The following is a 25,181-nucleotide window of genomic DNA, read 5'->3' on the forward strand; positions in this document are numbered from 1 at the left end:
TGACTGCTTCCCTATGGCTGCTTCTCGGATCCGGTGGCGTGCAGGATCGTGCGAGCGACCAGCTCGGGTGCGTCCAGCATCGGAATGTGGCCGCAGTCGGGCAACGGCACCAGGCGGGCGTTCGGGATCGCTGCCAGGGCGCGGTCCGCCTGGCGAGGTGGCAGAAGCCGGTCGCGGGTACCCCACGCGATCGTCACCGGCACGTCGGGGATGTCGCCGGTGAACAGACCCGGTGCGCGTCCGGCTGCCAGGGTCGCCTCGAACCCCGCCGAGTCCCGTAGCGTCCGCAGCGCCGCAGCCACGGCCGCCGGCGCGCACAGTTCCGGCCGGCCGTACAGCGTGCCGGTCAGGACGGCGCGGGCGGGCGCGGTACGCACGAGCGCCTCCAGCGCCGGAAACGGCAGCAGTCGTACCCCCTGACGAGCCGCGCTCACCATGGCGTACGTGTACCGCCGCTCCATGCCCGTCCAGAAGCCGGCCGGAGCCAGCGCGGTCACGCTGCGCGCCAGCCCGGCCTGCCCCAGGCGCAGCGCGATCAGCCCGCCCAGCGAGTGCCCCACCACGTGCGGCCGCTCCACGCCGAGCTCCGTGAACACCGAACCCAGCCACAGCACGGCCGTGTCCAGGTCGCGGGGGACACCGGGATCCAGGTCCGGAGACTGGCCGAACCCCGGCAGGTCCATCGCGATGGTCTCGCGCTCGTCGATCAGCAGCGGCATGACCGGATCCCAGGCCAGCCGGTGCGAGCCGAGCCCGTGCAGCAGGACCACGGGTTCGCCGGCCCCCTGCCGCTCGTACGCCACCGTGACGGGCCCCAGGTCCGCGGCCTGCCCCTGCACGAACCAAGCCGCCCGCGGCCCGACGACCACGTGTCCGCACGCACCGTCGGCACCTGCCGCGGACGGCCGCAACAGTGGCGGTCCGCCGGGCAGGAGGTCCCACAGGCATGCTGCGACCCGGCCGACGCGGCCACCGCCCCGGCCGGCCGCTGAAACGAGCGCCGACATCCAGGCCATCGCTGACCACCTCACACGCCCTGGCCCATTCCGTCACAGGACCAAGCTCAGGTAACTCTCATTACGGGAACAAGGCGCCAATCCTCCACATTCCTGACAGGGGCACGGTCCACAGGCCGAAGAGGACGAGTGCCGGCCTTCTCCTGCCAGCGCCTACCCTTGAGCCATGACCAGCAGCAGCGACCGGAGCCCGGCAGTGGACGTCCCCTCTTCGAAGACGTATGAAGTGCGCACCTACGGGTGCCAGATGAACGTCCACGATTCCGAGCGATTGTCGGGGCTGCTCGAAGAGGCGGGTTACGTACGCGCGCCCGAGGGCTCGGACGGCGACGCGGACGTCGTCGTCTTCAACACCTGCGCGGTCCGTGAGAACGCCGACAACAAGCTGTACGGCAACCTCGGCCACCTCGCGCCGATGAAGGCCAAGCGGCCCGGCATGCAGATCGCGGTCGGGGGCTGTCTGGCCCAGAAGGACCGCGACACCATCGTGAAGCGGGCGCCCTGGGTGGACGTCGTCTTCGGCACGCACAACATCGGCAAGCTGCCCGTCCTGCTGGAACGCGCGCGCGTGCAGGAAGAAGCACAGGTCGAGATCGCCGAGTCGCTGGAGGCGTTCCCGTCGACGCTGCCGACCCGCCGCGAGAGCGCCTACGCGGCCTGGGTGTCGATCTCCGTCGGCTGCAACAACACCTGCACCTTCTGCATCGTCCCGGCCCTGCGCGGCAAGGAGAAGGACCGCCGCCCCGGCGACATCCTCGCCGAGGTCGAGGCCCTGGTCGCCGAGGGCGTCTCCGAGATCACGCTGCTCGGTCAGAACGTCAACGCGTACGGCTCCGACATCGGCGACCGCGAGGCGTTCAGCAAGCTGCTGCGGGCCTGCGGAAACATCGAGGGCCTGGAGCGCGTCCGCTTCACCTCCCCGCACCCGCGGGACTTCACCGACGACGTCATCGCCGCCATGGCCGAGACGCCGAACGTGATGCCGCAGCTGCACATGCCGCTGCAGTCCGGCTCGGACACGGTCCTCAAGGCGATGCGCCGCTCCTACCGCCAGGAGCGCTATCTCGGGATCATCGAGAAGGTCCGCGCCGCCATCCCGCACGCCGCGATCACCACCGACATCATCGTGGGCTTCCCGGGCGAGACCGAGGAGGACTTCGAGCAGACGCTGCACGTCGTGCGCGAGGCCCGCTTCGCCCAGGCCTTCACCTTCCAGTACTCCAAGCGCCCCGGCACTCCGGCGGCCACCATGGACAACCAGATCCCCAAGCAGGTCGTCCAGGCGCGTTACGAGCGTCTCGTCGCCCTCCAGGAGGAGATCTCCTGGGAGGAGAACAAGAAGCAGGTCGGCCGCAAGCTGGAGCTGATGGTCGCGGAGGGCGAGGGCCGCAAGGACGGCACCACCCACCGTCTGTCCGGCCGCGCCCCCGACAACCGCCTGGTCCACTTCACCAAGCCGGAGCAGGAGGTCCGCCCCGGCGACGTGGTGACCGTCGAGATCACGTACGCCGCCCCGCACCACCTCCTCGCCGAGGGCCCCGTCCTCGACGTGCGCCCCACGCGCGCGGGCGACGCCTGGGAGAAGCGCAACGCCGCCGAGGCCGCCAAGCCCGCGGGCGTGATGCTGGGCCTGCCGAAGATCGGCGTGCCGGAGCCGCTGCCGGTGGTCACCGGCGGCTGCGCCGTGGACTGACCTCGACCGACCGACCGACCGACCGACCGGACCGACCGACCGACCGACCGGACCGACCGACCGGACCGACCGACCGGACCGACCGACCGGACCGACCGACCGGACCGACCGGACCGACCGGACCGACCGGACCGACCGGACCGACCGGTCCGACCGGGCCACGACTACGGCCGCCTGGCGGGGCGGGAGACGTATCCCGGGTGACGTCGGAGCGTCGCAGTAGGCTGCCGATCATGCTTGTCGCCGCCGCAGTCTGCCCCTGCCCGCCGCTCCTCCTGCCCGAGCTCGCCGCGGGCGCCGCACCCGAGCTGGACGCCGCGCGTGCCGCCTGCACGGACGCGCTCGGCGTGCTCGCGGCCGCCCGGCCGGACCGGCTCGTGGTCGTGGGGCCCGGCGAGGAGAGCGGGCATGCGGCGTATCCGCAGGGGGCGCGGGGTACCTTCCGCGGCTTCGGCGTGGACATCGACGTACGGCTGGGCCGGGCCGAGGGCGACGCGGACGCTCCGGCGCTGACGGAACGCCAGCTTCCGTCCTCGCTGGCCGTGGCCGCGTGGCTGCTGGAGCGGACCGGGTGGTCGGATGCCCCGATCGAGGGACTCGGTGTGGGGGAACCACTGACGGCCGAGCGGTGTACCAATATCGGAAGGGACATCGCCGCCCGGGGCGAGCGGGTGGCGCTGCTGGTGATGGGCGACGCCAGCGCCTGCCGCACGCTCAAGGCCCCCGGCTACCTCGACGAGCGGGCGGCCCCCTTCGACGCGTCCGTCGCGCGTGCGCTGGGCAAGGCGGACGTGGAGGCGCTCAAGGCGCTGGACATCGAGCTCGCGCACGAGCTCAAGGTCTCGGGCCGAGCCCCCTGGCAGGTCCTTGCGGGCGCAGCCGAGGATGCGGGTCTTTCGGGCACCTTGCTGTACGACGCGGCGCCGTACGGCGTGGGGTACCTGGTCGCGACCTGGTCGTAGGGCCCGCCCGCCTGAAAACGACGGATGTGAAAACGACGGACGGCCGGGAGCGGTCAAGCTCCGCGGCCGTCCGTCGATATGCCGGTCAGGTGGTCGGCGGTGGCGCGTCCGGCGGCGGCGTGCTGCTGCCGGTCGCCGTGTCGTCGCCCTTGTGCGCGAGTCGGTCCATGGCCCCCTTGGCCTTGCCCGTACCCGTCTGGATCTTGTTGCTGTACTTGCCCTTGGTCTTCTCGTCGACGACCTTCGCGGCCCTGTCGATGCCGTGCTGGACCTTGTCCTCGTGCCGCTGCGCGAAGTCGGAGACCTTGTCCTTGGCCGGGGCGAGTTTGGCTTTCAAATTATCCATCAGACCCATGCTTCACCTTCCCGCGCGGGGCAGTTACGTGCGGGCGCCCTCGCCGGCCTCACTGTCGGCCACCTCGTCGGCGGACTGCTGCTTGGGGATCTCGACGCCGTCGTCGGTGTCGGCCTCGGCGGACTCCGCGGCCGTCGGCTGTGCCGCCGACCGGTCCGTCTCCTCGGCCTTCGCCTCGGTCGGCTCCTTCGCCTCCGCAGCCTCGTCCGCCGCGGGTTCGGCCGTTGGTGTGTCGGCCTGCGCCGCGGCGGTTGACGCCTCCTCCGTAGCCTTCGACCTCCGGAGAAGCCGTGCAAAAACGCCCATATCCACTCCATACGTTACTCGTGCGGGCGAAATCCCGCGTCGTCCGGTGCGTCCGTTTGCGCCGCCCGGTCGCCGCCTCCGCGAAACCGGCGGCGAGAACCTCGCAACTGGCAACGACCCCGCGCGCGTGCCGTCACGTAACTCGTTCGAGACCACCCCATGAGGTTTGCGAGACTGGGGCGGTGAGCAGTGCACCCCCCGCCCCCCGCGTCATCGCCGTCGTCGGACCCACCGCGGCCGGAAAGTCCGATCTGGGCGTTTTCCTGGCCTGGCAGCTCGGCGGCGAGGTCGTCAACGCCGACTCCATGCAGCTCTACCGAGGGATGGACATCGGCACCGCAAAGCTGACGCCCGAGGAACGGGCCGGCATCCCGCACCACCTGCTGGACATCTGGGACGTGACGGTCACGGCGTCGGTCGCCGAGTACCAGCGGCTCGCGCGGGAGCGGATCGACGCACTGCTCGCCGCGGGGCGCTGGCCGATTCTCGTCGGCGGCTCGGGTCTGTACGTCCGCGGCGCCGTCGACAATCTCGAGTTCCCCGGCACCGACCCCGAGGTCAGGGCCCGGCTGGAGGAGGAGCTCGCGCTGCGCGGCTCCGGGGCCCTGCACGCCCGCCTGGCCGCCGCCGACCCCGAGGCCGCGCAGGCGATCCTGCCCAGCAACGGGCGCCGTATCGTCCGGGCTCTCGAAGTGATCGAGATCACCGGGCAGCCCTTCACCGCCAACCTCCCCGGCCATGACTCGGTCTACGACACGATCCAGATCGGCGTCGACGTCGCGCGCCCCGAGCTCGACGAGCGCATCGCACGCCGGGTCGACCGGATGTGGGACGCCGGACTCGTGGACGAGGTGCGCGCACTGGAGGCGCAGGGGTTGCGTGAGGGGCGTACGGCCTCGCGCGCGCTCGGCTACCAGCAGGTGCTCGCGGCGCTCGCGGGGGAGTGCACCCTCGAAGAGGCGCGGGCCGAGACCGTACGTGCCACCAAGCGCTTCGCGCGCCGCCAGGATTCATGGTTCAGGCGCGATCCACGGGTGCACTGGCTCAGTGGGGCTGCGGCGGATCTCACAGAACTTCCGCAGCTGGCATTGGCGTTGGTCGAACGACCGGTTACAGCCTGATCACGTCATGGCATCGGGACGCTCCGGCCGCCATCCGGGCCTCCGGCGCCGTGCCATCATCGAGCTTCGATCGACCAAGTGGAGTCCGAGTTGGGAGGGCGCGTGGCGATGGAGGCCGGCCCTCGCGACACCGCACAAGGCACCGAGAACGTCACCACCGACGGTGCCGAACGGGAACAGGACGGCGACCTTCCGGTCCCCGGCGGGCTCGACGAGGCGGAGGGCGGCGTCACCGACGACGGCCCCGAGCCCGAGGAGATGTACGCGAGCGGCCCGGAGGTCGAGGTCGAGCTGCGCCCGCAGCGCCGACTGCGCATCTGGCAGCTCGCACCCATCGTGTCCCTGGCCGCGGTCGGCTCCCTGATGTTCGCGTTCCCGCTGGCCTTCGACTTCGGTGACAGCGGGGCCGTGATCGCCATGCTGGGGCTGCTGATCTGCTCCTGCGCGGCCGGCTGGGGCATGATGGCCGCCCGCCGGGTGGGCTACACCTGGCCCGGGCTGCCGCAGCGGGGCTCCGGGCGCCGGCCGGACTGGCGCGTGGTGCTGGCGTACGTCCTTGTCGTCGCCGCGGTCGTCGTGCTCGCCGTGTGGCGCGTGGCCCGGCTGCGCTGACCTCCACGCGCGCGTGGGCCGTCGTAGCCCCGGGCACGACGGGTTGTCGTACCGACCCCTTACGATCGAGGAATGAGCACGCGGATCGCTTTCCTCAAGGGTCACGGCACCGAGAACGACTTCGTGATCGTCCCGGACCCGGAGAACGTCATCGACCTGCCCCCGGCCGCAGTCGCCGCCCTGTGCGACCGCCGCGCGGGCATCGGCGGTGACGGACTGCTGCACGTGGTCCGGTCCGCGGCGCACCCCGAGGCCAGGGACATGGCGGCCGAGGCCGAGTGGTTCATGGACTACCGCAACGGCGACGGCTCCGTCGCGGAGATGTGCGGCAACGGCGTGCGCGTGTTCGCGCGCTATCTCCAGCGCGCCGGACACGTCACCGAGGGCGACCTCGCCGTCGCCACGCGCGGGGGCGTGAAGACCGTGCACATCGCCAAGACTGCATCCAACAGCGGCTCCGCCGCGGGTGACATCACGGTCGGCATGGGCAAGGCGCGGTTCCCCGAGGGGGACGTCACAGTCAGCGTCGGCGAGCGCAGCTGGCCCGCGCGCAACGTGAACATGGGCAACCCGCATGCCGTCGCCTTCGTGGACGACCTCGCGCATGCCGGCGACCTGTACTCCCCGCCGCCGTTCAGCCCGGCCTCGGCCTACCCGGACGGGGTCAACGTGGAGTTCGTGGTCGACCGGGGGCCTGGGCATGTCGCGCTGCGCGTGCACGAGCGTGGTGCGGGCGAGACCCGGTCGTGCGGCACGGGCGCGTGCGCCGTAGCCGTGGCCGCGGCGCGGCGGGACGGGGCCGACCCGGCCGTCACCGGCGCCCCCGCGACGTACACCGTCGACGTGCCCGGCGGCACCCTGGTGATCACCGAGCGGCCCGACGGCGAGATCGAGATGACCGGCCCCGCGGTGATCGTCGCCGAGGGAGAGATCGATGCGGAGTGGCTGGAAACGCTCGGTCGCTGAGTGGTTCCGTGACTTGGCATCAGAGGTTTGGGGAGCTCACGGCCTGAGAGTTGTGTCGTGGGCTTTGCGGACACACTTCGGAATCACGAACTCCGGTTCGCCGTATGGCGCGAAACCGTAAACCTGTGAACCCTCGCTCGAATGGGTGATCCGTTTCACGCTCGGCGAGAGGCGGTCAGCCGCACGTGATGGGCTCGGTAGCATCAAGCACCGGCCCGGACGGGGGAGAAGTCGCCATCCCCTGAGCCGTGTCCGCCATGGGGCACCCCGTCCGCCGGTCCACGCAGCCGGAGGTGCCCATGAGTGCGGAGGCAACGAACCCCGCGACGCCAGGCCCGGTAGCAGGCCCTGCGACGCCTGCCGTGCCCCGCAGGAAGGCCCGCGCCCGGCTCGATCTGCGCCGCCTCGGCCGGGCGGCGCTGCTCGGCCCCGCATCCCGCGACCGGCTGCCCGACGCGATCAGCCATGTCGTCGACGCCCACCGCGCCCACCACCCCGAGGCCGACCTCGAACCGCTGCGCCGCGCCTATGTGCTGGCCGAGTCCTCGCACCGCGGCCAGATGCGCAAGAGCGGCGAGCCGTACATCACGCATCCGCTCGCCGTGACGCTCATCCTTGCCGAACTCGGCGCCGAGACCACGACCTTGACGGCCTCCCTGCTGCACGACACCGTCGAGGACACCGACGTGACGCTCGATCAGGTCCGCGAGCAGTTCGGCGAGGAGGTGCGCTTCCTGGTCGACGGCGTGACGAAGTTGGAGAAGGTCGACTACGGCGCCGCCGCCGAGCCCGAGACCTTCCGCAAGATGCTCGTCGCCACCGGCAACGACGTCCGCGTGATGTCGATCAAACTCGCCGACCGGCTGCACAACATGCGCACACTCGGGGTGATGCGCCCCGAGAAACAGGTCCGCATCGCCAAGGTGACCCGCGACGTCCTCATCCCGCTCGCAGAACGGCTCGGCGTCCAGGCGCTCAAGACCGAACTGGAAGACCTGGTCTTCGCGATCCTGCACCCCGAGGAGTACGAGCACACACGCGAGTTGATCGTCGACAACGCCTCCCGTGCGGACGACCCGCTCGCCGAGATGGCCGACGAGATGCGCACGGTCCTGCGTGAGGCCGGCATCCAGGCCGAAGTCCTGATCCGGCCACGCCATTTCGTCTCCGTGCACCGAGTCGCCCGTAAGCGGGGGCGGCTGCGCGGCGCCGACTTCGGACGGCTGCTGGTGCTCGTGAACGAGGACGCGGACTGTTACGGCGTCCTGGGTGAACTGCACACCTGTATGACGCCGGTCGTCTCGGAGTTCAAGGACTTCATCGCCGTCCCCAAGTTCAACCTGTACCAGTCGCTGCACACCGCCGTCGCCCGCGCGGACGGTCAGGTCGCCGAAGTCCTCATCCGCACCCACCAGATGCACAAGGTCGCCGAGGCCGGCGTCGTCGCGCTCGGCAATCCCTACGCTCCTCCTTCGGAGGAGCAGTCCGCTTCGAGCGACGGCGAGCGCGCGGACCCCACGCGTCCCGGCTGGCTGTCCCGCCTCCTCGACTGGCAGGAGGGCGCACCCGACCCGGACACTTTCTGGTCGACCCTGCGCGAGGACCTCGCCCAGGACCGCGAGATCACCGTCTTCCGGCCCGACGGCGGCACCCTGGGCCTGCCCGAGGGAGCGACCTGTGTGGACGCCGCGTACGCGCAGTACGGCGAGGACGCGCACGCGTGCATCGGGGCCCGCGTCAACGGCCGCCTGGCGACGCTCAGCACGGTTCTGCGGGACGGTGACACCGTCCAGCTCCTCATGGGCCAGGACCCGGCCTCGGAGCCCTCCAGGGAGTGGCTGGAGCACGCCCACACGGCCGCCGCCCGGATCGCCATCCAGCGGTGGCTGGCCGCCCATCCGCCGCAGAGCGACGCCTCCGGTGAGTCCGTGGCGGCGCCGGCGCGGCCCACGGCGGACGGATCGGCGGGCCAGGAGCCTGCCTCGCAGGAGCCGCCCGCCCGCCCGGCTGCCGAGGGCCCGGACTTCCGCCCGGCGGCCGTCCCGACCGGGCGCTCCACGACCGCCAGCGTCCTCGTCGACCGGCCCGGCGCGACCGTACGCCTCGCCGGCTGCTGTACGCCCGTACCACCCGACGAGGTCACCGGATTCTCCGTGCGCGGGGGAGTGGTGACTGTCCATCGTGTCGGGTGCGCCGCGGTGGCGCGGATGAAGAACGCAGGGCGTGCGGAGGTCGGCGTGCGCTGGGGTGACACCACCGAGTGCCGGGTGACGCTGGTCGCCGAATCGTTCGTTCGCCCGCACCTACTGGCGGACCTCACGGAAGCGATGGCCCTGGAGGGCGCGGAAATCGTCTCGGCGACGGTCGAGCCCCCGACCCAGCAGCGGGTCCGCCACACCTACACGGTTCAACTGCCGGATGCGGCTCAGCTCCCGGGGCTGATGCGGGCCATGCGGAACGTGGGGGGCGTGTACGACGTGCGGAGGGCGCAGCCGTCGGAGCAGGGGGCGTGAAGGTGCGAGCTCGCGCCGGGCGGGTTGGCGCGAGGCTGGGGGCGTTGATGCGAGGCCGGGCGCGCACGGTGGAGCCGGCCCACGGAACGTCTTGGACGGGGTCCGCCCCCACGTGCCTCACCGGAACCCTGGGTCGCGACTGATCCCATTGGCCCCATCAGACCTCAAGCACCAGTAGCCCCCCCGGGTCGGCCGCGCACCAGGCTTCGCTCCCGACCCCTGAACCAACTCGACACGCCCGTTCGAGTGTGCCGGTCGCGAGTCGTCGACGCGCGGCACGTGCGCGCTGATAGCGGTGGTGCATGCTGCTCACCCCCCGCACCGAGGCTCAGCGACCAGTCCCTGGCGCCCCTCGCCCTCGTCCCCGCCCTGCCTGGCGCCTCAAGATGCCCACTTTGCTCGCCCTGGCCGTCTCCACCTGCCTCGTCGCCGCGAGCGCTCCCGCCACGCCCCTGGGTGTCGGCGACCGCCTCTACCCGTACCTGGGCAACCCCGGCTACGACGTGGCCTCGTACGACCTCTCGTTCACCTATCCGGGCACCAACAGCAAGCCCCTCCAGGCCGTCACCAGGATCGACGCCTGGACCACCTCGGAGCTCGAACGCTTCAACCTGGACTTCGCCCACGGCAAGGTCGAGTCGGTCGAGGTCGACGGGGAGCCGGCGTCGTTCAGCAGCGCCGGTGAGGACCTCGTGATCACGCCCCAGGAGCCGTTGCCCGAGGGCAGCTGGATGCAGGTCACCGTGCGGCACACCAGCGACCCCAAGTACGGAGCCGACCGGGAGGGCGGCTGGGTGCGGACCGCTGACGGCCTCGCCATGGCCAACCAGGCCGACGCCGCCCACGTGGTGTTCCCGTGCAACGACCATCCCTCCGACAAGGCGCTGTTCACCATCCGGGTCACCGCGCCCAACGGCTACACCGCCGTCGCCAACGGTCTGCGGACCGACGTGGACCGCGCGCGCAAGGCGACGACATGGACGTACCGCACCCGGCATCCCATGGCCACCGAGCTCGCCCAGGTGTCCATCGGCCGCTCCACGGTGCTGCGTCGCACCGGCCCGCACGGACTGCCCCTACGGGACGTCGTGCCCACCGGGCAGCGTGAGCGGCTCGAACCGTGGCTGAAGAAGACCCCCGGCCAGATCTCCTGGATGGAGAGCAAGGTCGGCCCGTACCCCTTCGAGACGTACGGCCTGCTCATGGCCGAGGCCGACACCGGCTTCGAGCTGGAGACCCAGACCCTCTCTCTCTTCGAGAGAAGGCTCTTCACCGAGTCCGCCTTCCCCAAGTGGTACATCGAGTCGATCATGGTGCACGAGCTGGCGCACCAGTGGTTCGGCGACAGCGTCAGCCCGCGCAGCTGGTCCGACCTGTGGCTCAGCGAGGGGCACGCCACCTGGTACGAGGCCCTGTACGCGGCGGAGAAGGCGGGTAGGCCGCTGGAGGCACGGATGAAGGCCGCGTACGCCGCCTCCGACCGCTGGCGTGCGGCCGGCGGACCGCCCGCGGCCCCCAAGGCGGCCGAGCCCGGCAAGAAGAACGGCATCTTCCGGCCCAACGTCTACGACGGCGCGGCCCTGGTCCTGTACGCCCTCCGGCAGGAGATCGGCCGCCCGGCCTTCGAGCGCCTGGAACGCGCGTGGGTGAGCCGCCACGAGCACGGAGCCGCCTCGACCGCGGACTTCGTCGCGCTCGCGGAGGAAGTCTCCGGACGCCACCTCGACGGGTTCATGCATGCCTGGCTGTACGGCAAGAAGACCCCGCCGATGCCCGGCCAGCCGGAGTGGAAGGCTGCGGACCCGGAGAAGACGGCCGGGAAGACCGGCAAGTCAGGGAAGACGGGCAAGTCAGGGAAGACCGAGAAGATCGGAAAGACCGAGAAGACCGAGAAGACCGGAAAGGCCGGCAAGGCCGTCACGGCCTCGAAGAGCGGGAAGGACGCGACGGCCGCGAAGAGCGAAAAGGCCGGGAACACCGCGGGAACCGCGAAATAAGGCGGTGACGAGACGTCCCGTGCCGTGCGACCATCTTCGGGTCGGCACGGCGCGGGACACGGGAATCTCCCGGGGTACTCGTGCGTTGTGAGCAGTGACGGATCAGTTCCCCGGCGCCACGGACCCTTCCGAAGCGCCGGTGTCACTGCCACCGTCGGCACAGACGGATTCCCCATCGACGTAAGGACCCAATGACCTCCTCTTCTTCCTTTTCCCAGGACACTCAGCGCGTGGCGCACAGCTATCCCGAAGGTCTTCGGGCCGATGCCCTGATGGAAGAGGACGTCGCCTGGAGCCACGAGATCGACGGAGAGCGGGACGGCGACCAGTTCGACCGTTCCGACCGCGCGGCTCTACGCCGTGTGGCGGGCCTCTCCACCGAGCTCGAGGACGTCACCGAGGTCGAGTACCGCCAGCTCCGCCTGGAGCGGGTCGTGCTCGTCGGCGTCTGGACCTCGGGGACCGTGCAGGACGCGGAGAACTCGCTCGCCGAACTCGCCGCCCTCGCGGAGACCGCGGGCGCGCTTGTGCTCGACGGCGTGATCCAGCGCCGCGACAAGCCCGACGCGGCCACCTATATCGGCTCCGGCAAGGCCGAGGAGCTGCGGGACATCGTGCTGGAGACCGGCGCCGACACCGTCATCTGCGACGGTGAGCTCAGCCCGGGCCAGCTCATCCACCTCGAAGACGTCGTCAAGGTCAAGGTCATCGACCGTACGGCCCTGATCCTCGACATCTTCGCCCAGCACGCCAAGTCCCGAGAGGGCAAGGCGCAGGTCGCGCTCGCGCAGATGCAGTACATGCTGCCGAGGCTGCGAGGCTGGGGTCAGTCGCTGTCCAGGCAGATGGGCGGCGGCAAGGGCGGCGGCCTCGCCACCCGTGGTCCCGGTGAGACCAAGATCGAGACGGACCGGCGACGGATCCGCGAGAAGATGGCGAAGATGCGCCGGGAGATCGCGGAGATGAAGACCGGCCGCGACATCCAGCGCCAGGTGCGCCGACGCAACAAGGTGCCGTCGGTCGCCATCGCGGGCTACACCAACGCGGGCAAGTCCTCGCTGCTCAACCGCCTCACGGGCGCGGGCGTCCTGGTCGAGAACGCGCTGTTCGCGACCCTCGACCCGACCGTGCGCCGGGCCGAGACCCCGGGCGGGCGGCACTACACGCTCGCGGACACCGTCGGCTTCGTACGCCACCTGCCGCACCACCTGGTCGAGGCGTTCCGCTCCACGATGGAGGAGGTCGGCGACTCCGACCTGATCCTGCACGTGGTGGACGGTTCCCACCCGAACCCGGACGAGCAGCTGGCCGCCGTGCGCGAGGTGATCAGGGACGTCGGCGCCACCGACGTACCGGAGATCGTCGTGATCAACAAGGCCGACGCGGCCGACCCGCTGACGCTCCAGCGGCTGCTGCGGATCGAGAAGCGCTCCATCGCGGTCTCGGCCCGTACCGGCCAGGGCATCGACGAGCTGCTCGCGCTGATCGACAACGAGCTGCCGCGCCCTTCGGTCGAGATCGAGGCGCTCGTGCCGTACACGCTCGGCAAGCTGGTCGCCCGCGCCCACACCGAGGGCGAGGTGATCTCCGAGGAGCACACCCCGGAGGGCACGCTGCTCAAGGTGCGGGTGCACGAGGAGCTGGCGGCAGATCTCGCGCCGTACGTACCCGCTCGCGCGGTCTGAACCGCAAGCGTGAAGTCCCGCCCCCTGTACCAGGGAGCGGGACTTCAGCGTCTCGGCGTCACCGACCGCCGTACGTCTTGCTCATGTTCTGGTACAGCGCCTCGGCGTTCGTCCCCAACTGCGGGCCCGCGAGCCAGGTGTTGTCCTGCGGGCCGATCGACGTGTTCGACACCAGCTTCGTCGCGCCGTCCACCACCCGGAACCAGCCGCCGCCGGACGAACCGCCGGTCATGGTGCAGCCGATGCGATACATCGTCGGCAGCGTCGGGCTCAGCGAGAGGCGGCCCGGCCGGTCGAGGCACCTGAACATCTGCAGCCCGTTGTACGGCGGCGCGGCCGGGTAGCCCCAGGCGCCCATCGTGGCGACGTCGGTCGCAGGCGGCGCCGAGAAGTCCACGTCGAGGGCGGCGCCGACCGTCTCCTCTAGCGACTTGGCGCCCTGCTCCGGCTTGACGTGCAGGACGGCGTAGTCGTACGCGGCACCCGCGCCGCCCGTCTCCGAGCCGCCCTGGATCCACTCGTTCGACGTCGAGACCCAGTCGGCCCACCAGTTGCCGTAGGGGGCGGTCTCCGAGGCCGCGGCGTTGTTCAACTGCGCCTCGGACTGGCCGAGGTCGTTGTAGGCCGGCACGAAGACGATGTTGCGGTACCAGCCGCCGTTGCCACCGGCGTGCACGCAGTGGCCGGCCGTCCAGACGAGGTTGGACTTGCCGGGGTGGTTGACGTCCTTGACGACCGTGCCGGAGCAGACGGCCGGGCCGTCGGGAGAGTCGAAGAAGACCTTGCCGACAGGGGCCGCGTTCTCGTGGTACGGCGTCTTCTCGGCCGTGGCCTCGACGGGCGCCGGCTCAGGGTCGCTGACGCCCTGGTTGGCCGAGGCGTCCTGCGTGGTGATCGTCTTGTTGGCCTCCTTCGCGGACTGCATCCGCTCGGGCTTCCACAGGCCCTCGATCACCGGGTTGACGAAGTCCTTGGCCTCGCTGAGCCACTTGTCCTTGTCCCAGTTCTTCCAGCCGCCGTCGGTCCACTTGTCGACATCGATGCCGTGCTCCTTGAGCTTGTCGGCGATGTCGGCCGGGATCTGGATCTTTCCTCCGTCGCCGTTGTCGGCGGCCCGGGACGCGGCCGCCGCGGCCTTGTCGCTCGCCGCGTCCTGCGCCGAGCCGCCACAGGCTGTCGCGGTGAGCGCCAGGGCGGCGACGAGGCCGGTGGCGGTGAGGAGGGAGCGCCGCCTGCGCCGTGGCGCTGCGGGCGTACGTGTGGAGCGCATGGTGCGATTAACCCCCGTTGGAACGTGCTCTGCGGTCGGCCCTGATGCCCGGTGCGCGACACCCCACTATGCCCGTGGAGTTGAGGCTGATCGGCGGTGAGGCGGTGAAGGTTTCTCCCCACCGCCCCGCCGCCGGCGCCTACGGTGCCGTCACTGACCGGCCTCCCGCGAACGTCACTGACTGGCGAACTTCTCACTCACCGAGTCGAAGATCGTCTTGGCTTCCTTGCCCAGCCGCGGGCCGGCGAGCCAACCCGCTTCCACCGGCCCGATCGAGGTGTTGGACACCAGGGCCGGCTTGCCGTCCGAACCCGTGGCGACCCAGCCACCACCGGACGAACCGCCGGTCATGGTGCAACCGATGCGGTACATCGTCGGATCCGACGCGTTGAGCGACAGCCGACCCGGCTTGTCCTGGCACTGGTACAGCTTCTGTCCGTCGAACGGCGCCGCGGCCGGGTAACCGATCGCCTTGATGCCGGCGACGTCGGGCACGGCCGGGGCGTTGAAGTCCACCGGAAGGGCCGAACCCACCGTCTCCTCCAGGGACTTGCCGTTGCTGCCCGCTTCCGGCTTCACATGCAGCACGGCGAAGTCGTACGAGGCGCCGTCCCCGCCCGTCGGGCCGCCCTGCTTGATCCACTGGTCCGAGGTCTGAGCCCAGTCGGCCCACCAGACGCCGTACGGAGCGACCTCCTCGCGGGTGGCGCCCTCCAACTGAGCCGTGGCCATGCCCGCGTTGTTGTACGAGGGCACGAACGCGATGTTGCGGTACCAGCCGCCGCTCTTGCCCGCATGCACACAGTGGCCCGCGGTCCACACCATGTTGGACTTGCCCGGGTTGGCCGGGTCCTTCACGACCGTCGCCGAACAGACCATCGTGCCTTCCGGGGAGTCGAAGAGCACCTTGCCCGCCTCGGGAGCGTTGGCGTGGTACTCAGGCGGCACGGCCTGCGCGTCCACCGGCTCCGGCGTCGGGTCGGTCACACCCTGGTCACCCGAGAGGTCGCTGTCGTCGACACCGCGGTCCGGGTCCTCGGCCTCCCGCATGCGGTCCGGGTCCCACAGCCCCTCGATGATCGGGTTGATGTAGTCCTTGGCCTCGCGCAGCCAGTCGTCCTTGTCCCACTTCTTCCAGGCGCCGTCCTTCCACTTGTCGATGTCGATCCCGTGCTCTTTGAGCCTGTCCTTGATGTCGTCCGGGATCGTGATCTCGCCTTCACCTCCGGCCGCCGCGGACGCGGTGGCCTCGCCGCCCGCCTCGGCATCGCCCGACTCACAGGCCGTGACGGTAAAGGCCAAGGCCGCGGCGAGCGCGACCACGGGCAGCGGGGAAGTTCTGCGACGCGCGCCCCTCCCCCCGCGAGCGGTGAACGACGGCCGTATGGATCGCATGATCTGACTCCCCGTGAGGTGAACGGTACTGGGCGCCGCGGCCGTGAACTCCCGCTGATCACCTGCTGGTTTCGCGTGGACGGCACGGCACGTCGGAACGGCATCACACACTATGCGCTCGCCGTGGGGGAGTTCCGACGGAACGGCAACGGTTTCGCTACGGCAAGGATCTTGAAGCAACCCGTAACCCGGTGCACGGTCGGCGGTTGGTAGCGGTTGGGGCCCGCTGGAACGTGGGTGGTCCCCAGTGCCCAGTTCCCCGGAGTTTCGAGTGGACGCTCGCGGGGCTTCGTATGTCGGGTCGGGCGAGGATGCGAGAGACCTGCTCGCCCCTGGACAGCGGGAGGACAGGGAGCCATGGCCGTGACCGAATCTTTGCGCGGGGAGACATCCGAGTCGGCAGGGGCGCGTGCCGTGCACGAGGGGATCCTGCGGCGACAGTCGGCGCGCGAGTCGGCGGCCCGAACCTACGCCCGTGCCCTGCCGATAGTGCCGGTACGGGCGCGAGGGCTGACCATCGAGGGCGCGGACGGCCGCCGCTACCTGGACTGCCTGTCGGGCGCCGGGACATTGGCGCTCGGACACAATCACCCGGTCGTCCTGGAGGCCATCCGCAAGGTTCTCGACTCGGGCGCGCCGCTGCATGTCCTCGACCTGGCGACCCCCGTCAAGGACGCCTTCATCACCGAACTGTTCCACACCCTGCCGCCCGGTCTCGCCGGGCATGCGCGTGTGCAGTTCTGCGGGCCGGCCGGCACCGACGCGGTGGAGGCCGCCTTCAAACTCGTCCGGGCCGCGACCGGCCGCACCGGAATCCTCGCCTTCAGCGGCGCCTACCACGGGATGACCGCCGGAGCGCTCGAAGCATCCGGGGGCGCCTACGACGTACGGGTCGCACGCCTGCCCTACCCGCAGGACTACCGCTGTCCCTTCGGCGTCGGCGGCGAACGCGGCGCCGAACTCGCCGCCCGCTGGACCGAGTCCGTTCTGGACGACCCGAAGTCGGGAGTGCCGCGTCCCGCCGGGATGATCCTCGAACCCGTCCAGGGAGAGGGCGGAGTGATCCCCGCCCCCGACGCCTGGCTGCGGCGCATGCGGCAGATCACGGCCGACCGGTCCATTCCACTGATCGCCGACGAGGTGCAGACAGGAGTCGGGCGCACCGGTTCCTTCTGGGCGGTGGAGCACAGCGGCGTCACCCCCGACGTGATGGTCCTCTCCAAGGCCATCGGGGGCAGCCTTCCGCTGGCCGTCATCGTCTACCGCGACGACCTCGACGCCTGGCAACCCGGCGCCCACGCCGGCACGTTCCGCGGCAACCAGCTCGCCATGGCCGCCGGTACGGCCACTCTCGCCTACGTCCGCGAGCACCGGCTCGCCGAGCGGGCCGCTGAACTGGGCTCGCGGATGCTCAGCCAACTGCAAGGTCTTGCAGGGGCGTTCGAGTGCATCGGTGATGTGCGGGGGAGAGGGCTGATGATCGGGGTCGAGGTGGTGGAGCCAGACGATTCCCGGCAGGGAGAGGGCCGCCCCGCGAACCTGGCAGGGGCGGAAGGGGCGGGAGGTAGGCACGGGTTGGACCTCCTGGCTGCTCTCGATGGCGACGGAGGCGTTCCCCACCAGGCCGACGGAGGTGTTCCCCACCAGGCCGAAGGGGGCGCCGCGGCTGATCTCGGTCGTGCCGGAGGCGGCAGGGGCGGCCCGGTAGGGCTCGACCCTGCCGGACATGCACCCGGCTCCTCGGTGGGCCTCGCCTCCACCGGCCGGAGCGCCGGGGCGATGGCAGCGGAGGGCCGGGATCGTCACCCTCGACCCGCTGCCCCCGAAATTGCGGCCGCCATCCAGCAGGAGTGTCTGCGCCGCGGCCTGATCGTCGAACTCGGCGGCCGCCACTCCAGTGTCGTACGGCTGCTTCCGCCCCTGACCATCACCGACGAACAGGCAGCCGCGGTACTGGACAGGCTCGCCGACGCGGTGGACGCGGTGTCCCGCGCCCACACCGGTGACGACCGTACGCACCAGCCGAACCCACGGCACCGTCGGCACGACGACCGTGCCGATTGGGCGGGGTAGCTCGGCAGTCGCTGAGGACGTGCCGACGCACACCCCACCCCGTACACGCACGTCAGCCTGTGTCGCTCCACCCACGCCGGAGCCACCACTCACTCGCCGGCGCCCCATCGCTTCCCCACCGAACCTCGCCTCCAACTGACCAACCCCCGCAACCGCACTTTGGGAACGCGGCCCCTCAAACCCACGCCCACCCTCATTCCAGAACGTCGGCCGTCGCCGTACGGGCCAGAACCACCTCAAGAGGACCAGCCTTGATCACCACCCCTGCATCCGACGGCCGTGCCGACGCCCGAACGCGAGGCTCCTCCGACACCCACCTCTCCCAGCAGGAGCCGCCCGCATCGACGACCGCGCCGGCTCCTCGCGGGCAGGGGCGTGCTGCCGCACCGATGGCTACATCCGCACAGGCAGGTACGTCCGCACAAGCACGTACATCCGCACAGGCAGGAACGTCCGCCCTGGCGGATACGTCCGCAGAGTCCCGCACGCCCGCCCGGGTAGGCGCCCTCGCACAGGGAGGCCCACCCGCACTGGAAGGCGGCGCGTCGCAGGAACGCGCATTGCCGCAGGGAGGTGCGGGTGCGCCAGTGCAGGTACGGGCGACGCCGGCGCAGGCAGTCGCACCGCACATCGAGCAGCTGCACAGTGCCGCTGCCGACCTCCTGGAGCATCCCGACCCGCACACCGCAGCCCAGGCCGCCGCTGTGGAGAACCTGCTCCGCTGCTGGGTACGCGAGACCAACATCCCGGCTCCCGACAACGGAACCCTCCGCGTCCCCCTGCCCGCCACCGGTACGGCCCTGCTGATCCCGGTCCGCTACTGGTCCGCGACGGGGTGGCACCGCTTCGGTCCGCCACGCCTGGCCGACGCACCGGACCACTCCCCACCGACCGACGCCGTCACCCTTGCCGCACTGCTCACCCGGGAGACGCCTGGTGGAGCAGACTCCGCCTCCGCTGCCACCGACCTCGTCGCACGCGTCGCCGACTCCGTCCGACGAACCGCCACATTCATCAGCGAACGCCGGGACAAGCCCACCGAAGGCTCCGACGTCTTCCTCACGGCCGAGCAGGCACTCATGCTCGGACACCCACTCCATCCGACGCCGAAGAGTCGCGAGGGTCTCTCCGAGTCCGAAGCACGGCTGTACTCACCGGAGTTGCGCGGCTCCTTCCCTTTGAACTGGCTGGCGGTCGCTCCCTCCCTCCTCGCCACCGACTCGGCATGGACCGAGCGCGGTCGTGTCGTGCCCGCGGCCCACCTCACGGCCCGCCTGGCCGGCTCTGGGCTGCCGTTGCCCGACGGCTACGGAGCCCTGCCTCTGCATCCCTGGCAAGTGCGCGAGGCCCGGCATCGTCCCGAGATCGCGGCCTTGCTCGATGCAGGACTGCTCCGGGACCTCGGTGCCCACGGCGCACCGTGGCATCCCACCTCCTCCGTTCGAACCGTCCACAGATCCGACGCCACAGCCATGCTCAAACTGTCGCTGGGCCTGCGCATCACCAACTCCCGGCGTGAGAACCTCCGCAAGGAACTGCACCGCGGCGTCGAGGTTCATCGGCTTCTGCGCAGCGGCCTCTCGACGGAGTGGCAGGCCGCGCACCCGGGCTTCGACATCGTGCGCGACCCGGCCTGGCTCGCCGTCGACGCCCCGGACGGTGGCCCCATGGCCGGCCTCGACGTGATGATCCGGCACAACCCGTTCACCCCTTCCGACGACGTGTCCTGCGTAGCCGGACTCGTCTCGCCCTGCCCTCTGGCACAGACAGACACCGCCGCGGGTCGACCCGGGCCGGACAGGCGGCCCCTGCAGTCCCGTCTTGCCGAGGTGATCCTGTGTCTCGCCGCCCGGACAGGCCGTCCCCGCGGGGCCGTGGCCGCCGAGTGGTTCCTGCGCTATCTCGAACATGTCGTCCGACCAGTGCTGTGGCTGGACTCCGAGGCAGGAATCGCCCTGGAGGCACACCAGCAGAACACGTTGCTCCTCCTGGACGGCGACGGCTGGCCTTCGGGCGGCCGTTACCGCGACAACCAGGGCTACTACTTCCGTGAGTCCCGGCACGCGGATCTCGACGCACGACTGCCCGGCATCGGCGAGCACAGCGACACCTTCGTCTCGGACGAGGTCACCGACGAGCGCTTCGCGTACTACCTCGCGATCAACAACGTCCTCGGTCTCATCGGAGCCTTCGGCTCCCAGCGTCTCGCCGACGAACAGGTGCTGCTCGCTGCCTTCCGCCGCTTCCTGGGCGATGTCGCCTCCGGTCCCGCCAGGCTGCGCACGCCACTACCCGCCCAGCTGCTCGACTCACCGGTTCTGCGCTCCAAGGCCAACCTGCTGACCCGGCTGCACGGCCTCGATGAACTCGTCGGCCCGGTCGACACCCAGTCCGTGTATGTCACCATCGCCAACCCCCTGCATTCCTGACCATCACCAATGCCTCTGCTTGTCGCCAACTTCCTTCACCCCTGGGGAACATGACCCACCCCGCCTCCTGAGAGGAGCGTCGCCGTGCCTCCCACCGACGCGAGTGCCAACGCCGGTACCGCCCCCTTCGCGGACATCGACATCGCCATGGGCACAGGTAGTCGCGAGACCTCGATCCACAAGACCGTCGGCGGATCCACAGACAGTGCAGACAGTGAGGACACGCTGGACCTGCGCCTGCCCGACGAATTCGTGGCGCTCTTCGCGGAGGACACCGATGCGGACGGCGCGCGGTGCTCGCGCGGTGCCGGCACTGCCGCGCGCGTCTTCGTCCATCCGATCGCCGATGATCTACTCGACCACGTCGCCGACTGGGGACCCATCGGCACACCAGCTGGAGTGCTGCACCTCGTCCCCGTACGCGTCGAGCGAGACCTTCCGCTCATCAGCCGGTGGATGAACGACCCTGCCGTCGCGGCGTTCTGGGGGCTCGCCGGACCTCAGAACGCGGCTGAAGAGCATCTGTGGTCCCAGCTCTCCGGTGACGGGCGCAGCGTTCCCTGCCTGGGCATGCTGGACGGCACGCCGATGAGCTACTGGGAGATCTACCGAGCCGACCTTGACCCGCTGGCCCGGCACTATCCCGCTCGGCCTCATGACACCGGAGTCCACCTCCTCATCGGTGCCGTCGGCGACCGCGGGCGAGGACTTGGTGGAACCCTTCTCCGAGCCGTTGCCGACCTTGCCCTCGACAAGCGGCCTGCCTGCGCTCGTGTCGTCGCCGAACCCGACATCCGCAACACCCCTTCCGTCGCTGCTTTCCTGAGCGCCGGCTTCCGGTTCTCCGCCGAGATCGAACTGCCCGCCAAGCGGGCCGCCCTCATGGTCAGAGACCGGAGCCTGCGCCATCTGCTGTGACGCCATGTCGCAGCGTCGTCACTTTTGGTACACCGCTCGCGCCGATCCGGTTCCCACTCCCGGCCAACCGATTTCAGGGCCTGGCGGCTCGACTCCTGACGGCTCGATTCCTGCCGACCCGATTGCCGGCCGAACCGACCTCTTCCATGACCGGGTCGATTCCCCGAGGCGTGTGGCGAGCAGGGTCGGTCGGCCCGGCGCACTCGCCGTCCCGCCACAATCCAAGCCGATCAACCTCACAAAGCACCCCGCCTGCAATCCGTGCCCGGCGACCCTCACCGTCCCGGAATCGCCACGGACAACCCCGAACCGACTTCGATCGCGCTCGAACCACTCCTGACCTCGATCGAACCGATCTCGCACGCACCCGAACCGATCCGATCCCCACCCGAGGAACCCCCGGTCTTGATCCAACCCCTCGTCCCCACCGTGATCGCCCGTTTGTCAGTGCCGGGCCGTAGGGTGGTCGCGCTATGACAAAGCCCTCACTCCCCGAACTCCTGCATGCTGCCGTCACTGCCGTCGGCGGTACGGAGCGCCCAGGCCAGGTGACCATGGCCGAATCCGTCGCGGAGGCGATCGACGGCGGTTCCCATCTGCTGGTCCAGGCCGGCACCGGCACCGGAAAGTCGCTGGGCTACCTCGTGCCCGCGCTCGCGCACGGGGAGCGCGTCGTCGTGGCGACGGCCACCCTGGCCCTGCAGCGCCAGCTCGTGGAGCGGGACCTGCCGCGCACGGTCGAGGCACTGCACCCGCTGCTGCGCCGTCGCCCCGAGTTCGCGATGCTCAAAGGCCGGTCGAACTACCTGTGTCTGCACCGCCTGCACGAGGGCGTGCCCCAGGACGAGGAGGAGGGCCTCTTCGACCAGTTCGAGGCGGCCGCGCCCACCAGCAAGCTGGGTCAGGACCTGCTGCGGCTGCGTGACTGGGCGGACGAGACGGAGACGGGCGATCGCGACAACCTGACGCCCGGCGTGTCCGACCGGGCCTGGGCCCAGGTGTCGGTGTCGTCGAGGGAGTGCCTCGGCGCTTCCAAGTGCGCCTACGGCGCCGAATGCTTCGCCGAGATGGCCCGTGAGCGTGCCAAGCTCTCCGAGGTCGTCGTCACCAACCACGCGCTGCTCGCGATCGACGCCATCGAGGGCGCCCCGGTTCTCCCGCAGCACGAGGTCCTGATCGTCGACGAGGCACACGAACTGGTCTCCCGGGTCACCGGAGTCGCCACCGGCGAACTCACTCCAGGCCAGGTCAACCGCGCGGTGCGCCGCGCCGCGAAGCTCGTCAACGAGAAGGCCGCCGACCAGCTCCAGACCGCCGCCGAGGGCTTCGAACGGCTGATGGAGCTGGCTCTTCCGGGCCGCCTGGAGGAGATCCCCGAGGACCTCGCCTACGCGCTCATGGCGTTGCGCGATGCCTGCCGCACCGTCATCTCCGCGATCGGCGCCACTCGCGACAAGTCCGTGCAGGACGAGGACGCCGTCCGCAAGCAGGCACTGGCCTCGGTCGAAACCGTGCACGACGTGGCCGAGCGGATCACCAACGGCTCCGAGTGGGACGTCGTCTGGTACGAGCGTCACGACCGCTTCGGAGCGTCTCTGCGCGTGGCTCCCATGTCCGTGTCGGGACTCCTGAGAGAGAAGCTCTTCGCCGACCGCTCCGTCGTGCTGACCTCCGCGACCCTGAAGCTGGGCGGCGACTTCAACGGCGTCGGCGCGTCCCTGGGCCTAGCCCCCGAGGGCACGGAGGGCGACGACCTCCCCCAGTGGAAGGGCGTGGACGTCGGCTCGCCCTTCGAGTACCGCAAGCAGGGCATCCTGTACGTCGCCAAGCACCTGTCCCGCCCCGCGCGGGACGGCGATCGCGCGGACATGCTCGATGAGCTGACCGAACTGATCCAGGCCGCCGGAGGTCGCACGCTCGGCCTGTTCTCCTCGATGCGGGCTGCCCAGCTGGCCGCAGAGGAGCTTCGCTCTCGCATCCCCGAGTTCCCGATCCTCCTTCAGGGCGAGGAGACGCTCGGCGAGCTGATCAAGAACTTCGCGGCCGATCCGAAGACGTGCCTCTTCGGCACGCTGTCCCTTTGGCAGGGCGTCGACGTCCCCGGTCCCAGCTGCCAGCTGGTCGTCATGGACAAGATCCCGTTCCCGCGTCCGGACGACCCGCTGATGAGCGCCCGCCAGAAGGCGGTGGAGGAGGCCGGAGGCAACGGCTTCATGGCGGTCGCCGCCACCCATGCCGCGCTGCTCATGGCCCAGGGCGCCGGCCGCCTCGTACGGGCGTCGGGGGACCGCGGTGTGGTCGCCGTACTGGACCAGCGGCTGGCCACGGCCCGGTACGGAAGCTATCTGAAGGCGTCACTGCCCGACTTCTGGTACACCACCGACCGTAATCAGGTCCGGAAGTCGTTGGCAGCGATCGATGCGGCGGCGAAGCAGGCGGAGGCGGACCAGCAGTAGCGCGTGGACCAGCCGTAGCGTCGGCGGTTGGCCTGTCATGGCGCCGTGACAGGCCAACGATCCGGAGTCCGCCGACGTCGGCCCTCGGACAGCACGAGGGCGCCCAGCCCGCCCCACCATCGAGCCCACAACAGCACAGGGCCCCGGAACCGGCGCAGGGGTCCCGGGGCCCGGTCAGGGGGCGACGCCTTCGGCTCCGCCCGCTGCAGCCGTCACACGCGGCGCAGCACTGCCACCACCTTGCCCAGGATGGTCGCGTCGTCGCCGGGGATCGGCTCGTACGCCGAGTTGTGCGGGAGGAGCCAGACGTGGCCGTCCTCGCGCTTGAAGCGCTTGACGGTGGCCTCTCCGTCGAGCATCGCGGCCACGATGTCGCCGTTCTCGGCCACCGGCTGGCGCCGGACCGTGACCCAGTCGCCGTCGCAGATCGCGGCCTCGATCATGGAGTCACCGACGACCTTCAGTACGAACAGCTCGCCGTCGCCGACCAGCTGCCGGGGAAGGGGGAAGACGTCCTCGACCGACTCCTCCGCGAGGATCGGGCCACCGGCGGCGATACGGCCGACCAGCGGCACGTACGACGCGGCGGGCTTGCCGGCGGTGTCCGTGGGCTGCACCGAGGCGGCCTGGTCGGAGCCGCGCACCTCGTACGCGCGCGGGCGGTGCGGGTCGCGGCGGAGGAAGCCCTTGCGCTCCAGTGCCATCAGCTGGTGTGCGACCGAGGACGTGCTGGACAGGCCGACCGCCTGGCCGATCTCCCGCATCGACGGCGGGTAGCCACGCCGCTGCACCGAGTCCCGGATGACCTCGATCACGCGGCGCTGCCGGTCCGTGAGCCCCGAGCTGTCCGCCCGGATGCCGGGAGGTCGGCCCGGGAGGGAGCGCTTGTGTCCCTCGGGATTCATGGCTTCGTTCATCGCATGCACCGGCTCGAGTCGGCCCTGGGAGCGGTCCTGGGCAGTGATGGTGGCACTGTCTGCGGTGGTGGTCACGTCGGCCCCTCTCGATGGTCTCCCTGCTGCACAACGGTAGTTGCTTTCGAAAGGTTGCGCCAAACACACGTTCGAGTGAAAAATCGCGAATTGCCTGACGTGATCATGTGTCTGGGTGTATGGCTAACGCGCTGCTCGGCGGACAAAAGGGCCCATTGTTGTACTCTTCACCGTCGGCGTACGACCTCGTGGGTTGTCGCCCCAGTCTGCCATCCGGCATCGGATCAACCGTGGACTGACCCCCATCTGTGCGGGAGTCGCACGTCCCCTCCGTGTGGCGCTCACGGTATCTCCGTATGTGCTGCAGGGATACGGCTGCGCATGCATGTGTGCGGCGAGCCGTCACGGCCACAACGCACATGCCCGTGCGGACGCGACACGCGCGCATGGCGTGCATGTATGAGCCAATCCCCACATCTAGT

General features: G+C 70.4%; 18 protein-coding genes. 12 read left to right on the forward strand and 6 right to left on the reverse strand.

Annotation, left to right across the window (positions count from 1 at the left end; all coding sequences use genetic code 11):
• Positions 1-11: 11 nt before the first annotated feature.
• Complete coding sequence (locus ACZ7L6_RS27110) at positions 12-1,016, reverse strand: alpha/beta fold hydrolase (RefSeq protein ID WP_471928208.1); 1,005 nt, start codon at positions 1,014-1,016, stop codon at positions 12-14.
• Between the two features lie 166 nt (positions 1,017-1,182).
• Here ACZ7L6_RS27110 and miaB point away from each other — a divergent pair, with 166 nt between their 5' ends.
• Positions 1,183-2,709, forward strand: coding sequence for a tRNA (N6-isopentenyl adenosine(37)-C2)-methylthiotransferase MiaB (gene miaB / locus ACZ7L6_RS27115; RefSeq protein ID WP_471928210.1), 1,527 nt, complete (start codon positions 1,183-1,185; stop codon positions 2,707-2,709).
• A gap of 233 nt (positions 2,710-2,942) precedes the next feature.
• Positions 2,943-3,671, forward strand: a complete 729-nt coding sequence (locus ACZ7L6_RS27120) for a class III extradiol dioxygenase subunit B-like domain-containing protein (protein WP_471928212.1) — start codon at positions 2,943-2,945, stop codon at positions 3,669-3,671.
• Between the two features lie 85 nt (positions 3,672-3,756).
• On the opposite strand, the gene ACZ7L6_RS27125 is transcribed toward ACZ7L6_RS27120, so the two are convergent.
• Both ACZ7L6_RS27125 and ACZ7L6_RS27130 read right to left on the reverse strand, forming a co-directional pair.
• Entirely contained in the window at positions 3,757-4,026 is a 270-nt protein-coding gene (locus ACZ7L6_RS27125; RefSeq protein WP_471928214.1) for an antitoxin, read from the reverse strand.
• A 24-nt stretch (positions 4,027-4,050) separates the two neighbouring features.
• A complete protein-coding gene (locus tag ACZ7L6_RS27130; protein WP_471928216.1) occupies positions 4,051-4,332 on the reverse strand; it encodes a hypothetical protein in 282 nt (93 codons plus the stop codon).
• A 182-nt stretch (positions 4,333-4,514) separates the two neighbouring features.
• Between ACZ7L6_RS27130 and miaA the strand changes: the two genes are divergently transcribed.
• The 6 genes from miaA to hflX all read left to right on the forward strand — a co-directional run bounded on the left by miaA (position 4,515) and on the right by hflX (position 13,226).
• Positions 4,515-5,453 carry a tRNA (adenosine(37)-N6)-dimethylallyltransferase MiaA gene (gene miaA, locus ACZ7L6_RS27135; protein WP_471928218.1) on the forward strand — a complete coding sequence of 313 codons (939 nt, stop codon included), beginning with the start codon at positions 4,515-4,517 and terminating at the stop codon, positions 5,451-5,453.
• A 108-nt stretch (positions 5,454-5,561) separates the two neighbouring features.
• Complete coding sequence (locus tag ACZ7L6_RS27140) at positions 5,562-6,065, forward strand: hypothetical protein (protein WP_471928586.1); 504 nt, start codon at positions 5,562-5,564, stop codon at positions 6,063-6,065.
• 72 nt (positions 6,066-6,137) lie between these two features.
• Positions 6,138-7,031 (forward strand): diaminopimelate epimerase, encoded by an 894-nt coding sequence (gene dapF, locus ACZ7L6_RS27145; protein ID WP_471928220.1) that lies wholly within the window; start codon positions 6,138-6,140, stop codon positions 7,029-7,031.
• Positions 7,032-7,330: 299 nt separating this feature from the next.
• Positions 7,331-9,544 carry a RelA/SpoT family protein gene (locus ACZ7L6_RS27150; protein ID WP_471928222.1) on the forward strand — a complete coding sequence of 738 codons (2,214 nt, stop codon included), beginning with the start codon at positions 7,331-7,333 and terminating at the stop codon, positions 9,542-9,544.
• A 302-nt stretch (positions 9,545-9,846) separates the two neighbouring features.
• Positions 9,847-11,541, forward strand: a complete 1,695-nt coding sequence (locus tag ACZ7L6_RS27155; RefSeq protein ID WP_471928224.1) for a M1 family metallopeptidase — start codon at positions 9,847-9,849, stop codon at positions 11,539-11,541.
• A gap of 191 nt (positions 11,542-11,732) precedes the next feature.
• Complete coding sequence (hflX, locus tag ACZ7L6_RS27160) at positions 11,733-13,226, forward strand: GTPase HflX (RefSeq protein WP_471928226.1); 1,494 nt, start codon at positions 11,733-11,735, stop codon at positions 13,224-13,226.
• A gap of 58 nt (positions 13,227-13,284) precedes the next feature.
• Here the strand turns inward: hflX and ACZ7L6_RS27165 are convergent, their stop codons facing one another.
• Both ACZ7L6_RS27165 and ACZ7L6_RS27170 read right to left on the reverse strand, forming a co-directional pair.
• Positions 13,285-14,496 (reverse strand): trypsin-like serine peptidase, encoded by a 1,212-nt coding sequence (locus tag ACZ7L6_RS27165; RefSeq protein WP_471928228.1) that lies wholly within the window; start codon positions 14,494-14,496, stop codon positions 13,285-13,287.
• 174 nt (positions 14,497-14,670) lie between these two features.
• Entirely contained in the window at positions 14,671-15,891 is a 1,221-nt protein-coding gene (locus ACZ7L6_RS27170; protein WP_471928230.1) for a trypsin-like serine peptidase, read from the reverse strand.
• 357 nt (positions 15,892-16,248) lie between these two features.
• Between ACZ7L6_RS27170 and ACZ7L6_RS27175 the strand changes: the two genes are divergently transcribed.
• The 4 genes from ACZ7L6_RS27175 to ACZ7L6_RS27190 all read left to right on the forward strand — a co-directional run bounded on the left by ACZ7L6_RS27175 (position 16,249) and on the right by ACZ7L6_RS27190 (position 23,767).
• Positions 16,249-17,964 carry a diaminobutyrate--2-oxoglutarate transaminase family protein gene (locus ACZ7L6_RS27175; protein ID WP_471928232.1) on the forward strand — a complete coding sequence of 572 codons (1,716 nt, stop codon included), beginning with the start codon at positions 16,249-16,251 and terminating at the stop codon, positions 17,962-17,964.
• Positions 17,965-18,353: 389 nt separating this feature from the next.
• Positions 18,354-20,393, forward strand: a complete 2,040-nt coding sequence (locus tag ACZ7L6_RS27180) for an IucA/IucC family protein (RefSeq protein ID WP_471928234.1) — start codon at positions 18,354-18,356, stop codon at positions 20,391-20,393.
• Positions 20,394-20,477: 84 nt separating this feature from the next.
• The gene (locus tag ACZ7L6_RS27185) at positions 20,478-21,311 is read left to right on the forward strand and encodes a GNAT family N-acetyltransferase (protein WP_471928236.1); all 834 of its coding nucleotides are present in this window, start codon (positions 20,478-20,480) and stop codon (positions 21,309-21,311) included.
• Between the two features lie 473 nt (positions 21,312-21,784).
• Positions 21,785-23,767 (forward strand): ATP-dependent DNA helicase, encoded by a 1,983-nt coding sequence (locus ACZ7L6_RS27190; RefSeq protein WP_471928238.1) that lies wholly within the window; start codon positions 21,785-21,787, stop codon positions 23,765-23,767.
• A 212-nt stretch (positions 23,768-23,979) separates the two neighbouring features.
• On the opposite strand, the gene lexA is transcribed toward ACZ7L6_RS27190, so the two are convergent.
• Positions 23,980-24,759, reverse strand: coding sequence for a transcriptional repressor LexA (gene lexA, locus ACZ7L6_RS27195; RefSeq protein ID WP_093911680.1), 780 nt, complete (start codon positions 24,757-24,759; stop codon positions 23,980-23,982).
• Positions 24,760-25,181: the final 422 nt, after the last annotated feature.

Source organism: Streptomyces sp. NPDC107522 (assembly GCF_055657525.1).